This is a genomic window from Paenibacillus sp. 598K, assembly GCF_003851045.1.
Taxonomy (GTDB): Bacteria; Bacillota; Bacilli; order Paenibacillales; family Paenibacillaceae; genus Paenibacillus_D.
The window spans coordinates 1,121-15,957 of record NZ_BFBX01000047.1 but is presented as its reverse complement, the minus strand read 5'-3'; the positions used below and the strand labels follow the sequence as shown (position 1 = coordinate 15,957).

General features: G+C 59.6%; 17 protein-coding genes. 14 read left to right on the top strand and 3 right to left on the bottom strand.

Going from position 1 to position 14,837, the window contains the following annotated elements:
- Nucleotides 1-746, bottom strand: a 746-nt coding sequence (locus PA598K_RS15220) for a LytS/YhcK type 5TM receptor domain-containing protein (RefSeq protein ID WP_305779909.1), incomplete at its 3' end; no start/stop codon positions are given.
- Between the two features lie 330 nt (nt 747-1,076).
- Here PA598K_RS15220 and PA598K_RS15215 point away from each other — a divergent pair.
- The 10 genes from PA598K_RS15215 to PA598K_RS15170 all read left to right on the top strand — a co-directional run bounded on the left by PA598K_RS15215 (nt 1,077) and on the right by PA598K_RS15170 (nt 10,056).
- Nucleotides 1,077-2,096: a ThiF family adenylyltransferase gene (locus tag PA598K_RS15215; RefSeq protein WP_128657787.1), complete on the top strand. Its 1,020-nt coding sequence runs from the start codon at nt 1,077-1,079 to the stop codon at nt 2,094-2,096.
- Between the two features lie 29 nt (nt 2,097-2,125).
- Complete coding sequence (gene thiE, locus PA598K_RS15210) at nt 2,126-2,767, top strand: thiamine phosphate synthase (RefSeq protein WP_128657786.1); 642 nt, start codon at nt 2,126-2,128, stop codon at nt 2,765-2,767.
- The gene (thiS, locus tag PA598K_RS15205) at nt 2,764-2,961 is read left to right on the top strand and encodes a sulfur carrier protein ThiS (protein WP_128657785.1); all 198 of its coding nucleotides are present in this window, start codon (nt 2,764-2,766) and stop codon (nt 2,959-2,961) included. The genes thiE and thiS overlap by 4 nt, the downstream gene beginning before the upstream one ends.
- 3 nt (nt 2,962-2,964) lie before the next feature.
- Entirely contained in the window at nt 2,965-3,762 is a 798-nt protein-coding gene (locus PA598K_RS15200) for a thiazole synthase (protein WP_128657784.1), read from the top strand.
- Nucleotides 3,759-4,919, top strand: a complete 1,161-nt coding sequence (thiO, locus tag PA598K_RS15195) for a glycine oxidase ThiO (protein WP_128657783.1) — start codon at nt 3,759-3,761, stop codon at nt 4,917-4,919. The genes PA598K_RS15200 and thiO overlap by 4 nt, the downstream gene beginning before the upstream one ends.
- Entirely contained in the window at nt 4,916-5,710 is a 795-nt protein-coding gene (gene thiD, locus PA598K_RS15190; RefSeq protein WP_128657782.1) for a bifunctional hydroxymethylpyrimidine kinase/phosphomethylpyrimidine kinase, read from the top strand. Before thiO ends, thiD begins: the two co-directional genes overlap by 4 nt.
- A 144-nt stretch (nt 5,711-5,854) precedes the next feature.
- Complete coding sequence (locus tag PA598K_RS15185; RefSeq protein ID WP_128657781.1) at nt 5,855-7,303, top strand: spore germination protein; 1,449 nt, start codon at nt 5,855-5,857, stop codon at nt 7,301-7,303.
- A gap of 49 nt (nt 7,304-7,352) precedes the next feature.
- Nucleotides 7,353-8,603 (top strand): Ger(x)C family spore germination protein, encoded by a 1,251-nt coding sequence (locus PA598K_RS15180; protein ID WP_128657780.1) that lies wholly within the window; start codon nt 7,353-7,355, stop codon nt 8,601-8,603.
- Nucleotides 8,603-9,664, top strand: a complete 1,062-nt coding sequence (locus PA598K_RS15175) for a GerAB/ArcD/ProY family transporter (RefSeq protein ID WP_128657779.1) — start codon at nt 8,603-8,605, stop codon at nt 9,662-9,664. Before PA598K_RS15180 ends, PA598K_RS15175 begins: the two co-directional genes overlap by 1 nt.
- A 56-nt stretch (nt 9,665-9,720) precedes the next feature.
- Nucleotides 9,721-10,056 (top strand): hypothetical protein, encoded by a 336-nt coding sequence (locus PA598K_RS15170; RefSeq protein WP_128657778.1) that lies wholly within the window; start codon nt 9,721-9,723, stop codon nt 10,054-10,056.
- A gap of 292 nt (nt 10,057-10,348) precedes the next feature.
- On the opposite strand, the gene PA598K_RS15160 is transcribed toward PA598K_RS15170, so the two are convergent.
- The gene (locus PA598K_RS15160; RefSeq protein WP_185601997.1) at nt 10,349-10,645 is read right to left on the bottom strand and encodes a DUF3055 domain-containing protein; all 297 of its coding nucleotides are present in this window, start codon (nt 10,643-10,645) and stop codon (nt 10,349-10,351) included.
- Nucleotides 10,646-10,921: 276 nt separating this feature from the next.
- Here PA598K_RS15160 and PA598K_RS15155 point away from each other — a divergent pair, with 276 nt between their 5' ends.
- Complete coding sequence (locus PA598K_RS15155) at nt 10,922-11,923, top strand: HRDC domain-containing protein (RefSeq protein WP_128657777.1); 1,002 nt, start codon at nt 10,922-10,924, stop codon at nt 11,921-11,923.
- A gap of 36 nt (nt 11,924-11,959) precedes the next feature.
- Here the strand turns inward: PA598K_RS15155 and PA598K_RS15150 are convergent, their stop codons facing one another.
- On the bottom strand, nt 11,960-12,982 hold the full coding sequence (locus PA598K_RS15150; protein WP_128657776.1) for a zinc dependent phospholipase C family protein: 1,023 nt from the start codon (nt 12,980-12,982) through the stop codon (nt 11,960-11,962).
- 161 nt (nt 12,983-13,143) lie between these two features.
- On the opposite strand from PA598K_RS15150, the gene PA598K_RS15145 reads away from it, so the two are divergent.
- From PA598K_RS15145 to PA598K_RS37985, 3 genes are all read left to right on the top strand, one after another.
- Nucleotides 13,144-13,602, top strand: coding sequence for a chemotaxis protein CheX (locus PA598K_RS15145; RefSeq protein ID WP_128657775.1), 459 nt, complete (start codon nt 13,144-13,146; stop codon nt 13,600-13,602).
- Nucleotides 13,603-13,683: 81 nt separating this feature from the next.
- On the top strand, nt 13,684-14,457 hold the full coding sequence (locus tag PA598K_RS15140) for an SDR family NAD(P)-dependent oxidoreductase (protein WP_128657774.1): 774 nt from the start codon (nt 13,684-13,686) through the stop codon (nt 14,455-14,457).
- A gap of 22 nt (nt 14,458-14,479) precedes the next feature.
- Nucleotides 14,480-14,837, top strand: a 358-nt coding sequence (locus PA598K_RS37985; protein ID WP_260405423.1) for a DEAD/DEAH box helicase, incomplete at its 3' end; no start/stop codon positions are given.

Sequence of the window (14,837 nt, the reverse complement as noted above, 5' to 3'; positions counted from 1 at the left end):
GGCGTCTTCAGCTCATGGGACATCGTGGCCATGAACTCCGACTTGTATTTGGCGGATTGCCGCAGCTGCAGCGTTTTGAGCTCCAGCTCCTCTTTGGCTGCCTTAAGCTCCTTCGCTTGCTTCTTCAGGATCGTATTTTTGTGCCGCAGCTCCTCTCCCCGCATCTGCTCCTTGTAGAAGTCTCTCATGATGAAGACGAAGAACGTGCTGACGATGAGGCTGGTCGGATAAGTAAAGGGAGCAATCTCATAAAGATAGAGGCTTGTAGGAACGGCGCCGAAGAGCGCAATTCCGGTGACCTGTACCGTATTGATGATGAAGATGGCCAAGCCAGCCTTCCAGCGGTATCTCCAATCCTTGCGATTGAAGAGCGCCACGAGTAGCGCCCCGACGATCCCCAGCATCAGGATATTGATCGAGCCTGTCACTGCCGTAGAGGTCAAGCCGGTGACCGCATAACGGAAGGCGGCGATCCCCAGACCAATCACCAGCAGCAGACGCGGATCGCGGAATACCAGCGCCGCGAATATGATAGGCACCGCGCGCAGGTCAAACAAGGCATACGCGTCCGTCCGTACGCTGAACACCATGGACAGCCAGCCGGCGAGGATGAAGATGACGACCATTGCGGTCTGGCGAAGCCGCCAGTCGGCTTTGGCGAACAGCTGCTTGTAGACGAGATTAAACAAATACGAGCAGGTCACCAGGATGGAAAGGTTAATGAAAAAGCTTTTGTAAATAAGCATGCGCGGCCCCCTAATAAGAACAAGCGAGTCTGCAAAATGCGGCTATGGAATACATAGATCTTGTCTGTTATTGTACAGCAATTCCGGGTCGAAGTCTTGTATAATACAATGGCTTCTTCTATAATTAAGAGGAACTTCATAGATAAGAAGTGGGTGCTTGCGGAAGCAGGCTGAGATTGCATCTATGCCGATGCGGGACCATAGGAACCTGTTTGGGTAATGCCAGCGTAGGGACAATAGTGGGCGGATGATCGACCGTCAAGACACTTTGCGTGCGCATTGTGTCTTTTTTTGTTTGTCCAGGAGGAGAGCGTGAAGGGAGAGAGCAGCATGAAGGAGGAACAGGACCGCTTTTCCCGGCAGCGGTTGTTTGCCCCGATCGGCGAAGTCGGACAGCAGCGGCTCGAAGCAGGCAGCGTCCTGATCGTCGGCATGGGGGCGCTCGGCACGGCGCTTGCCAATCATATCGTACGAGCAGGGGTAGGACAGGTGCGGATCGTCGATCGCGACTTCGTCGAATGGAGCAATCTGCAGCGGCAGATGCTCTATGACGAAGAGGACGCCCGCCAATCGTTGCCCAAGGCCGTGGCGGCGCAAGCCAAGCTGGAGCGCATTTATTCGGCCTGCCGGATCGAGGCGTTTGTGAGCGACGTGACGCCGGCCAATATCGCGTCCTTTATGGAGGGCGTTGATCTGGTGCTTGACGGCACGGACAACTTTCAGACTCGCTATCTGCTTAACGATGCGTGCTTTGAAGCAGGAATTCCGTTTATCTATGGGGGCGCCGTCAGCTCGCGGGGCATGAGCGCCGCTTTCGTCCCGGGCGAGACATGCTGCTTGCGGTGCCTGCTGCCCGAGTCGACCGGCGGCGACGGCCAGACCTGCGACATGATCGGGGTCATCTCGCCGATCGTCGATGTGGTGGCCTCCTTCCAGGCGGTAGAGGCGCTCAAGCTGCTCGTCGGTGATCGACAGCGTGTCCGCCGCAGCCTGCTGTCCTGGGAGATGTGGAGCTATCATACGTACGAGATGAAGCTGCCGGCAGCGCGACCGGACTGTCCAACCTGCGGACGTTTGGAGTTTCCGGCGCTCCAGGCCGACAGCACGGGCATCGCCTTGATGTGCGGCAGAGATACGGTGCAGATCGATGGCGGGCGACCGCTCGATCTGGCGCTCTGGCGGATGAAGCTACAGGAGGCGGGCGAGGTGAGCGCCAACCCGTACCTCCTGCGCGTGCAACTCGTCGAGGGGGAGCGGCTCGTGCTGTTCCCTGACGGGCGCGTGCTCGTGCAGGGCACGGAGGACCCGGTGCGGGCCAAGTCGCTTTATGCCCGCTACATCGGGATGTAAGGCAAGCATTACAATAGGAGGGAAGCCTCATGAATGATTTTACGTTGTATACGATCACGGGGGAGCAGTTCCACCCCGGCCGTTCGCAGATGGAGGTCATCGAGGAAGCGATCCGCGGGGGCAGCGACATCATCCAACTGCGAGACAAGACCAGTCCCAAGCGGACCGTGCTGCGCAAGGCAGAGGAGCTGCGAGAGCTGACCAGGCGCTATGGGGTCACATTCATCGTCAACGATCATATCGATATCGCGCTGGCCGTCGATGCCGACGGCATCCACCTCGGACAGGACGACCTGCCGCTGGCGGCGGCTCGCCGTATCATGGGGGACAAGATCATCGGCATCTCGACGCACGCGATCGAGGAAGCGCGCGAGGCGCAGCGCGAGGGGGCGGACTACATCGGCGTCGGTCCGGTCTTCGCGACCAAGAGCAAGGTCGATGTCGTCGATCCGGTGACGACGGACTATGTCCGTCAGGTGGCGGCCGAGATTACGATCCCGTGGGTAGCGATCGGCGGCATCAAGCTCCATAATGTCGATGAGGTGTTGCAGGCCGGCGCGCGCCGGATCTGCGCGATCAGCGAGATCGTCGGCAGCAGCGATGTGCGGGGAACTTGCGAGGCTTTTCGTCTGGCTATACAGAAGGCCGGCGGCCGGGAGGTGCAGCGATGAGACTGTTGATCAACGGCAAGCCAGCTGACCTGGAGGCAACAGTACTCAGCGATGTGATGCGGCATTACGACTTGCTGGACCAACTGGTCGTCGCCGAGATCGATGGCCGGATTATCGACAAGGCTGACTGGGAGACGATGCCGCTTGCTGAGGAGATGCGCATCGAGCTGGTACATTTCGTAGGAGGAGGCTGACCGATGACGACAGACGCAGCAGTGCAAGACCCGTTGGTAATCGGCGGCAAAGCGTTGACGTCCCGATTTTTCCTCGGGACGGGGCGTTATCCCAACCCATATGTGCAGAATGAGGCGATCCGGGTATCGGAGGCCGAGGTGCTGACCTTTGCGATCCGACGCATCAATCTGGAGGAGCCGGAGGATGACGCGATCCTGCATCATCTGGACTTCAAGCCGTTCACCTACCTGCCCAATACATCGGGAGCTTCGACCGCCGAGGAGGCGGTGCGGATCGCCAGGATGGCCAGAGCATCGGGACTGAGCGACTGGATCAAGGTGGAGATCAGCGCCAATGAGCGTACGCTGCTGCCCGATCCGCTCGAGACGCTGCGGGCGACCGAGATCCTGGCATCGGAGGGGTTCATCGTGCTCCCCTATACCTCCGATGATCCGATCCTATGCAAGCGGCTGGAGGAGGCGGGAGCGGCCGCCGTCATGCCGGGAGGCGCGCCGATCGGCACGGGCCTGGGCATCCTTAATCCCTACAATCTCGGCCTGATCGTAGAAGAGGCCAAGGTGCCGATCATCGTCGATGCCGGTCTGGGCAGCGCGGCCGACGTCGCGCAGGCGATGGAGCTCGGCGCGGACGGCGTGCTGATGAATACGCCGGTCGCCAAGGCGGTCGACCCGGTGCAGATGGCCTATGCGATGAAGCTGGCGATCGAGGCGGGACGACTATCCTATCTTGCAGGACGCATCCCGAAGCGCAAGTATGCGACCGCGAGCAGCGGGTATGACGAGTGGAAGGTGAAGGGATGAGCAAGCGAATCATTATCCTTGGCGGCGGCGTCATCGGTCTGTCCATCGCCTTCGAAGCGGTCCGTCGCGGCCATCAGGCAACGGTGCTGGAGCAGGACGTATGCGGCGGTCAGGCGTCCGGGGCAGCGGCGGGGATGCTGGCGCCTTTCTCGGAGAATGGCGAAGGGCCGGATGATTTTTTTCGTCTCTGCCTGGCCAGTCTGAGGCTCTATCCCCGGTGGCAGCAAGCGGTCAAGGACGCCTCCGGTCTGGACTTCGAGTATAGCGCCTCCGGCTCGCTGAATGTCGCGTATCATGCCTCCGATCGGCTGGCGCTCGCCGCCCGGGCCGCCTGGCAGGAGGCATACGGACGACAGCCAGAGCTCGTCGAGGGCGCGGCGCTGCGGGAGCTGGAGCCGGCCTTGTCGCCGCGCGTCGAGGCTGCGCTCTACCATCCCGAGGAGAGTCATATCTATGCGCCCGACTATGTGCGCGCACTGGAGCAGGCTTGTCGGCTGCACGGCGTCCGGATCGTGGAGCGGATCGGCAGCGTCCGGCCGGGGACCGTCGAGGCTGACTGCGCAAGCGCGATCGATGGCAATGGCATCGTCTATGAGGGCGACGAGCTGGTCATCGCCAGCGGCGCCTGGACGGGCGGGCTGGAGGCTCAGCTCGGTCTGCGCATCCCGATCTACCCGATCCGCGGCCAGATCTGCGCCTACGAGCTGCCTGATCCCGGCGCGATCCGTCATATGGTGTTTGGCAGTCAAGGCTATGTCGTGCCCAAGGCGGGGGGCACCCTCGTCTGCGGCGCTTCCGAGGATGTCGCAGGCTTCGATACGACAGTGACCGAGCGGGGCATCGGGCGGCTGCTCGCCTGGAATCATCGGCTGTATCCGTTCCTCGAGCCGCTGCGCCCCTTCCATCGCTGGGCCGGACTGCGTCCAGCGACCCAGGACGGCTATCCGCTGCTGGGCAGACTGCTCGAGCTGCCGCGCGTCCTGATGGCGGCGGGGCATTACCGCAACGGCATCCTGCTCAGCCCGGTCACTGCGCAGGCGACGCTGGACCTCATCGAGGGCCGCGAGCCGACGACAGCGCTTGCCCGCTTCGCGCCTGAGCGGTTCACGAGTCGGATGAGCGGCACTGCGAGTATGAGAGAGGCGGTGACTCCATGATCGCGCGAGCGCTTACGATTGCCGGCTCGGACTCGGGAGGCGGAGCTGGCATCCAGGCCGATCTGAAGACCTTCCATCAATTGCGCGCCTACGGGATGAGCGTCATCACGGTGCTGACAGCGCAAAATACACTGGGCGTCCATGGCGTCTATCCGCAGACGACCGCGTGCATCGAGGCGCAAATGCATGCGGTGCTGTCGGATATCGGCGCCGATGCGATCAAGACCGGTATGCTCTACTCGGCCGAGATCATCGATTGCGTGGCGCGCGGGCTACGGGGCACGGACGCGAGATTGGTCATCGATCCGGTGATGATCGCCAAGGGCGGCACGGCGCTGCTGCAGGACGAGGCGGTGGAAGCGCTGCGCAGCCTGCTGCTGCCGCTCGCCACTGTCGTCATGCCCAATCTGCCGGAGGCGTGCAGACTGGCGGGGCTGCCGCTCACCGATCGAGTGGAGGATATGGAGGCGGTAGCGCGGGCTCTGCATAAGCTAGGGCCGCAGTATGTGCTGCTCAAGGGCGGACATCTGTGCGAGGGCGACGCCATCGATCTGCTCTACGGCGGACGTGAGATGCTGCGTCTCGCCTCGCCGCGCATCGCTACCTGGCATACGCATGGCACCGGCTGCACGCTCTCAGCGGCTCTGACCGCAGAGCTGGCCAAGGGACGCTCGATGCAGCAGGCCTTCGCTACGGCCAAGGCATTCATCGATGCCGCGATCGGCGAGGCGCTGGCGATCGGCGGCGGCATCGGTCCGACCCATCATGGCGCTTATCAATTGATAGATTAGCGAGCGTTGCCGCCGAGCCCCGGGCTCGGCGGTTTTTTTCGATTCTGAGCCCGCATACATATTTTTCATGTCGGATCGACATCCTAAGCAAGATGGGCTAGGTTTCCAGTTGGTTGCCCTTTACGCAGAGAGGGATGATCCATAATGATTACTTCCAGTCTGGACGCAAATATAAGCGAGATACGGAAACGGCTGGGTGAGAGCGCCGATCTGGTCATCCGCCCTCTCGGCACAGGTCCCTGGGGGACGTTCACCTTGGTTTATCTGACGGGGCTAATCGATGAGAGGTCGCTGCAGGAGGAGATCATGGCGCCGCTCATGCAAGGGACGGATACGGACGAGAGGGCTGTGGCAGCAGGCGAGCCAAGTCTGAGATTTATCGCCGCAGGCCGTCTGTCGATCGGTCATGTGCGTATGCATTCTGATCTCGGCCAGGCGATCCGCGAGCTGTTGTTCGGGAGCTGCCTGATTTTGACCGAGGGCGCGGCCTGCGCTCTGTCGGCCGAGATCAAGGGAGCGGAGGAGCGTCCCGTCTCTGAGCCGACGACAGAGACGGTGCTGCGCGGGCCGCAGCATAGCTTCAATGAGAACATCAATACCAATGTGGCGCTCATCCGGCGGATTATTCATTCCGAACAGCTGCGCGTACAGTCGATGCTCTTGGGCAGCCAGACCCAGACCAACGTATCGATTGTGTATCTGGAAGACATCGTCGATAAGCAGGTGCTGCAGTCGGTTACTGCCAAGCTGGAGCAATTGAAAATCGACGCCTTGCTGGAGGGGGAGTACCTGGAGGAACTGTTCATAGAGCGCGGATACACGCCTTTCCCGCTTATCTTTAATACGGAACGACCGGACAGCGTTGCCGGGGCGCTGCTGGAAGGACGTATCGCTATCTTGGTCGACGGCACGCCATTTGTATTGGTGGCGCCGGCGACATTTTTTTCCTTCTTCCAATCGCCTGAGGATTATTACCAGCGCGCGGACATTGCGACTTTTTTGCGGCTGACGCGATTTGCCGCGTACTTTGTATCGATGCTGCTGCCGGGGCTGTACATCGCAGTGACCACCTTCCACCCGGAGATGCTGCCAACTCCGCTCCTGATCAGCCTCGCAGCGCAGCGGGAGGGCATTCCTTTCCCGGCGTTCATCGAGGCGATGCTGATGGAGCTGACCTTTGAGGTGCTGCGGGAGGCCGGGGTGCGGATGCCTCGGGCGATCGGACCCGCCATCTCGATTGTCGGCGCGCTGGTGCTGGGGCAGGCTTCAGTTCAGGCGGGGCTGGTCTCGGCAGGCATGGTCATTATCGTCTCCTTTACGGCTATTGCCAGCTTTAGCATTCCACAGATTAGTATCGCCGCGACCGCGCGTCTGTTCCGATTTTTGTTTATGGGCCTTGCGGCTGTGCTCGGATTTTTTGGCTTGGTTGCAGGAGTGATCCTGCTCCTGGTCCATCTGGCGCGGCTCCGTTCCTTTGGCATCTCCTATCTGGCGCCGCTTAGCCCGCTCCAGCCCGGCGCGCTGCGCGATGTCTTCATTCGGGCTTCGTGGAAAACGCTGGCGAGGGACCGCAAGCCCCGTCAGCAGCTGTAACAGCAGAGCATGTGGCGATACGATTGGTATTTGAAGGGGGCGCTCGGATATGAGCAAGTGGCGCAGGCGCGGCATCCTGGTCGGCGGGCTCCTTGCAGGATGCTTGGTGTTGACGGGCTGCTGGAACCGTATAGAGCTTAATGAGATCGGCATCGTGTCGGCGACCGCCGTGGATATGAAGGAGGACGGCCGATGGGTCATCTCCTATCAGCTCGTTATTCCGCAGTCGATCGCTCCGCAGATGGGGGGCAATGTCAATGTTGCGCCGGTCAATGTTTTTTCGACGGAAGGGGAGAGCTTCCGTGCCGCGATCAGCAAGGCGTCCCGGGAGATGTCCCGCAAGCTCTATTTTGCGCATAATCAAATCGTTGTCATTAGCGATCAGGTCGCCAAAGGGGGGATCGATCAGGTGCTTGAGGTCTATATGCGTAATAACGATGCCCGGGAGACGGTAAGCATGTTCCTGGCGAGAGGCGAAGCCCGCACCATATTGGAGCAGTTGATACCGGGCGAAAGCATACCGGGCGCGGCGTTGCAGAAGCTGGTGCGCAATGAAGTGAAGAACGGCACGATCGCCGAAAACAAAACCGTCATGCGGGTATTGCTCGACTTGCTCGGGCCAAGTCAAGCGACAGTCATTCCGAGTCTGCTCATTACCGGGGATGGCGGCCAACTGGATACGGTGGATATCAAGAAAAAAACGCATACTCGTACGAAAATCAGAATCGGCGATCTGGGCGTCATCCGTCATGATCAACTGGTCGGCTGGCTCAATATGAAGGAAAGCGCCGGCGTCATGTGGCTCAAAAACCAGGTCGATGAAACGACGCTGTCCTTTGGCTGCTCGAGCGATAAATCGCCCCAATCTTCGTCGGTCAGAGTGACCAAGGCAAAAATAAAAGTGACGCCCGTACCGAAGACGGAAGGCTGGACCCTGAAGGTAAGCAGCCAAGCAAAGGGCGTACTCCTGGAATACATGTGTCCCAATGACCTGGATGATCCGCAGGTGATACACAACATCAACGAGCGGGTCGCCGAGGAAATCAAACTTTTGATTCAAGCGGGCTGGCAGGCGGCGAGCAGACTGGAAAGCGATGTTATCGGCTTTGGCCAGAAGGTGCATGAGAAGTACCCGAAGGAATGGCATCGTTATGCAGATCATTGGGGGGCGCGTATGTCTGCGGTTGATCTGGACGTGACCTCGGCATTCAAGCTGGAGCGCGTCGGCTTCAGCAATCGAACGTTCCATTCCTTGCAGGAGCAAGGCCAGCGGAGAGCGATCAGAGAGGATGCGGAGTGATGCGAATCGGCAAATATCAGCTGGGCTTCATGACCGCGCTTTTTGTCGTCGGCGCTACGCCTGTGTTCCGCTATGACAAGGATACCGGACAGGATGCCTGGATCTCCATGGCGCTCAGCGCGTTGGTCGGACTGGTCTTCCTCTGGCTATTGCTGACGATTCGGAAGCGTTACCCGGATGACGATTTTCCGAAGCTGCTGCGGCGGCAGTTCGGCCGTTGGCTCGGGTGGGGGCTTGCCTGCGTCCAAAGCCTGGCGCTGATGTGCGAAGCGGTGCGCAGTGTCCGGGACTTGAGCGATCTGACCGTCATGACGATTCTGAACCAGACGCCGATGGCGATTATCCTGCTGGTCGTCTGTCTGCTCTGTCTCTATACGCTATGGCCTGGAGGGGGCGAGCTGTTCCAGCTTTCCGAGCTGCTGCTGCCCTTTATGCTGAGCAGTTTCCTGCTGTTGACGATTTTGATTTTTGCCACGGGTTTGCCAGATTATCACCAACTGATGCCGATGCTAGAGTCTGGCTGGGGCGTCATTGTGAAGACGACGTTTCTTGAGTTTACAGCGTATCCGTTCGCACAGATGTTTATCTTCCTGATGTTTTGGAAGTATGTCGAGCCAGAGGTCAATCTTTCTCGGGTGACCTATATTTCCTACGGGCTGGTTTCCATTTTCATCGTCTTGATGTTTACCGTCGTCCTTGCTACGCTTGGTCCGGTTTTGTCAGCCAACCTCAACTTGCGCTACGTGGAGGTTGTGCAGATGATTCAGTTGTTTAATTTTCTGGAACGGCTGGACGTGCTAGTGACGCTGCTGCTGTTCCTGGGCAAGTTTGTCAAGGCGGCAATCATGATGCTGGCGGCGATTCTGATCGTCAAATCTCTTATGCCGCTGACCCATCAATGGAGCGCATTGCTGGTGGTTGCGATGGTGTATGCGAGTGCTCTCGTCTATGTGCCGACGATTCAGTTTATGTGGTTCGGTATCCATATGCTGGCCCCCTTGCAAGTGTCTCTCGTGCTGCTTCTCTTCGTTGCGACAAGCTTCCGGCTGCGCAAGCATTGACAAGCTCTTTTAAAAGCTCAACAATAGAGAGAACACGAGTGGAGAAGGAGCCTGTCATGGCCGATAACGTACATTTGTCCAAGGAAGAGCTGGAAGCGTTGCTGGGCGAGGAAGGCAAAGCGTCGGAGACTGGCGGTCGCCAGGTGGAGGGAGGCGTCGGGGAGCAGACCGATATCCGTCGGCTGCTGCAAGCGATGCAGGCTTTGCATGCCCGCGTGGAGATGCTGGAGGAGCAGGTGAAGGAGCTGCGCCGGCAAGCGTTGCCGGCGCAGTCGCGTATCGAGCGGCCAGCCCCGGCCAAGCCTGCGCCGCGCCCCAAGACGGCGCCAGCACAGGAGCATGCTGAGCCTCGGCTCAGCCGGGTCGAGCGTTACGGCCGCGGGCGCTCCTAATCCTCTACCAGATCGGGAGAGGCATTGCCTTCGCCGCTGTCGCCCTCGAAGTGACGGGACAGTCCTTCGTTGCAGATGGCGGTTTTCGTAGTCAAACCGGTTCGGCGGCCGCTGGTCGGCGCGCCACGGCGAGCTTTTGCCTAAGGATCGGTGGTCAGGTCGTTGCGCTGGGATTCCACCGTCGACAAGTCGGTGTAGCGGCTTCGTTCTTCGGGCAGATAAGGCTCCTTCTCTTTCACACATGTACCCTCCTCAGGATGGGGTCAGTTGCCATCCCTTAGGGTTCCACAGATCAATCGGTAAAATTCACCACGCCGACGACAAGCGTCAAAAACTGCTTCAGCTCCTCTGCCTCCTCCGCCTTCAAGCGGAAGGTGGCCTCGAGGTAGCCTGGCTCCTCGAGATCATCGGGGCCGACGATCACCGTGCGTCCGGCCTGCAGATCGGTGATCAGCTTCTTGCCATAAAATCTGGCCGTCGCTGTAATCGCCAGATCAAAACGCGTCAGACCGGGCGTAATGAAGGTGACGAAGCGGGTGGTCGTATCCTCGGTGAGATCGGACAAAAAATCAAATTCGTTCAGCTGCATGTTCCAAGCCTCCATCACAAGATGCTCTTCATTATACACGATATCTACTCGGAACGTTATGAGGGCAGAACCGTTCCATAGAAAGGACTTGTCAGGTCCGCTATATTATGGTACGATGCAATCAATCGAAAACAGGTTCGGAATGAGGAAGCACCTCTTCGGCTATTGAGCTGAGGGGTGCTTTTTTGCGTGCTCCCGTTTTGGTGGCCGAAGCTGCGGTGTTATCCCTCCGGGCGGTCGTTATTCGATACATTCCTTCGGAGGAGGCCAAAAAAGATGGAAGTTATATTCATGAATACGCTGGAGCAAGAAACCGCCGAGGGCCGGGTGCGGAGCGGACAGGTGTCGATCTGTGAGGCGCAGGGCGTCTGGCATGTGCTGTGGCGCGACGACGACGGCGAGCGGGAAGCCGAGACTTGGTTCGCAGGGGCGTCCTGGGAGGAGATGGTGGCGACCTTCCGGCACGGCATCGCGGTCAAGATGGGCGCAGGCTACACGCCGGTCATGGACGGCATGCTCGATGATCGGGGGGCAACCCGCGGCGCCGGCAGCCTGATCTCTTGCATCCAATGCTACGGCGAGATGTATGCGGATGCAGAATTGTTCGAGACGCTGCGTGAATGGCGTCGCAACAAGGCGATCGAGCTGAAGAAGGCTGCCTATGTGATCGCGACCAATCGGATGCTCTGGATGATCAGCGCCTTCGTCCCGCAGCAAGCGGGCGAGCTGCTGCAGATCCCCGGCTGGGGAGAGACCAAAAACGAGGCTTACGCGGAGGAGGTGCTCGCGCTCACCCGCACCTGCGAGCAGCCGAGACCGTTCCCGCTGCACTGGGTAATGGACGAGCTGGACTCGCAGACCTACACGCAATGGCTGTACAAGCAAAAGGAGAACAAATATAAGCAGGAGCTGGATCGCCAGCAAGTGAAGCGCACCATCCTGAACGGCATCCGCGAAGGTCGATCGCTCGATGAGCTACAAACGGAGCTGGAGCTGCCGCGCCGCGAGCTGCTGGAGCGCGTGGAGCTGCTCGAGCGTGAAGGGTACGATATCGAGCCGCTGATCGACAAGGAGCTCTCTGCGGTCCCGGAGGAGGAGCAGCAGAAGATCTGGGCCGCCCTCGCATCAGTCGGCGACCGCTATCTGAAGCCGGTGCTCAGTCATGTCTATGACGAAGAGGAGCTGAAGAACAGACCGGTCGACCTGCTCTACGATCGGCTGCGGATGATCCGCTTGCGCTATCGCAGAGGGACGGGCGATCCGCAGCAGGCGATCTGACAGAGAACGGTCTGGCATGGCGGGCTTTGATGGGCCTCAGCCTGCTGTAGCCTTCGGCTCATTGATGTTGACGCCCCCGTCCGGCCAGATCGCATCGGCGAAGCGGATCGGCGGTCCGCTCACGCAGTCGAGGCCGCTCTCGTAGGATCGATTGGCGATCAGCGCAGCGACTTGGCTCCGCAGGGTGGCCGGGCTGCCCGATGATGTCTGCTGCCTGGCTATGCGCTCCTCCTCCAGCCAGGCGACGATTGCGCCGATGATCGCCCTGGCTTCGGTCATCGCCTGCTCCCAGAGCATCCAGGCGCTCTCGTCGTGCCGGCTGGCGGCATTGGTCGGATCGATCCACGGCTGGCGGCGCTCATTGAGGATGTCGAGCGGAGGCAGACGCTTCTTGTAGACCAGCGCCTCGAATTGCCCGAAGGTGAGCAGGCGACGGATGCCCGTCGGATCATAGAACAGCCGCTGCGCCTGCACCATATCGCGCGCCGCCTGCTGCCAGTCCTCGGCCTCGATGGAGGCTGCCAGGTCGGGATAATGGCAGGCGGCGATCTGCTCGAACATCTCGACGACACTGTCAGGCAGCTGCTGACCGTAGTCGAGCTCGCGCCACACCTGGGTCTTCCACGTATCGATGCCCAGGAGCCGCTTGGCGATCAGCGTGTCCATCATCACCTCGAAGCGCTGATGGTCCCACTTGCGGAAGCCGGAGCGGCTGAACACGAACGGGTGCATATTGCGGTCGAGTACATGATGCAGGACGAACCCGAGCGTATAGATGATCGTCGGCTGTCGGTCGGGCGCATCCTCGGGGAGGCCAGCGACATGATCGAGCATATCCATGATGACCAGTCCGCAATGCCGGTTGTGCATGGCGCTGCCGAGCCGGTTCATGGTCGGATTTTTTTTCCAGGGCAAATAGTTATGATAGAATAAAAAGTCCGGCCCCTGGCAGCCAAAATTGAACAGACGTTTCGATGAAGGCTCGTCAATACGCCCGCTTTCGCCGGTTTCCTGGAGCGCCTGTTGTCCGAAGATGAGATGCGTCCATATATTAGGCAACTCGAACCCCTCCTAAAGTTACACGATTAGTGCTTTTGGTCCGCCTCTGAGAGGCGGTTTTTGCATTGTTTTGGCAAAAGATAGTATACTTGTCCTAGTATATTGAGTATAATAGAGGAAGTTGATAAGCCAAGTATGTCGAAAAGGAGCGCAACTCTACTATGAAGGCAGAATATATTAATCCGTTTCTTGAATCGGCCAGAATCGTCATCGAGCAGGTTGTCATGATTCGGCCGGCGACCGGACAGCTTGGAATCAAGGATGTCGAGTTTGTAGAGGATTACATCTGGATCCAGATCGGAATGACCGGGCAGATGAGCGGTGACATTGTGTTCGGCTTGACTGAGGATGTTGCGCTGAAGATCATCTCTGCGATGATGGGCGGCTTCACCGTGAGCGAGATCGACGAGATCGGCAGCAGCGCCATCTCCGAGTTGGGCAACATGATCAGCGGCAATGCGAGCACGCTGCTCTACAATCAAGGCGTAAAGGTCGATATCACGCCGCCGCGAGTCGTGCGTTCGACGCTTTCCGACGGGTTTGAGACAAAAAAAGCCCTGACCATTCCGTTAATTATGGATGGCATCGGAGAATTGGACATTCAAGTCCTGATTGCATAGTATCATGTTGGAGGCTCCTGCGGGAGCTTTTTTTGCTTCTCAGGGGGCAAGTACAGTAATATGGTTACAGGTGATGCTAACATGATACAGGGAAAAAAAGTGCTCCTCACAGGCGCGACAAGCGGAATCGGCCTCGTGACCGCCCAGATGCTGATCGATCACGGGGCGCTGCCGATCATAACCGGGCGCAGCGAGAGCAAGCTGACCGAGACGTACAAGACGCTGCGGGGCGAGCATGGCAGCTATCTGATGGATGTGACGAGCGACGCGCAGGTGACAGAGGTCATCGCGCGGATTATGACCGATTATGACGGGATCGACGTGCTCATCAACAATGCCGGCTACGCCCGCTTCGAGACGCTGGCCAACGCCAGCATCGAGAGCTATGCTGAGATGATGGAGACCAACTATATGGGCACTGTCCGCTGCTCCAAGGCACTCCTGCCATATATGACGGAGCGGGGCAGCGGGCAGATCGTCAACATTGCTTCGCTGGCAGGCAAGCTGGGCACGCCCAAGTCGACCGCATACTCGGCGACCAAGCATGCGGTGCTCGGCTTTACCAACGCGCTGCGTCTGGAGCTGGCCGGTAGCGGCGTCATCGTCTCGGCCGTCAATCCCGGGCCGGTGGCGACGCCGTTCTTCGACACGGCCGATCCCGACGGGCACTATGTCAACAACGTGCGCTGGATGATGATGAAGCCCGAGCGGGTCGCCCGTGCGATCCTGCGGGTCATCGAGCGCGGCAAGCGAGAGGTCAATCTGCCCTTCATGGGGGCGGCCGGCACCTTGCTGTATCAATTGCTGCCGGGACTGGCGGATCGGATCGCTGGCCCGTGGCTCAACAAAAAATAATCGCTTTGGAGGCATAATCGCAATGAATGAAACATGGGAAGGACTGGGCGTCCGCCCGGAGCTGCGGAGTCTGCTCGAGTCCAATAACATCCGCATCCCGACGCAGGTGCAGGCGGAGACGATACCGGCGTTGCTGTCCGGGTCGCATGTGTCGGCCCGCTCGCAGACCGGCTCGGGCAAGACGCTCGCTTATCTGCTGCCGCTGCTGCAGCGGATCGATACGGCGGACCGGGAGGTGCAGGCGATGGTGCTGGCGCCGACCCAGGAGCTGGCGATGCAGATCTATGCCGTCGCCCGCGCCTACGGAGAGGCGCTGGGCGTCGGCGTACAGGCGTTGATCGGCGGCGCGGCGCTGAAGCGCCAGGTCGAAAAGCTGAAGG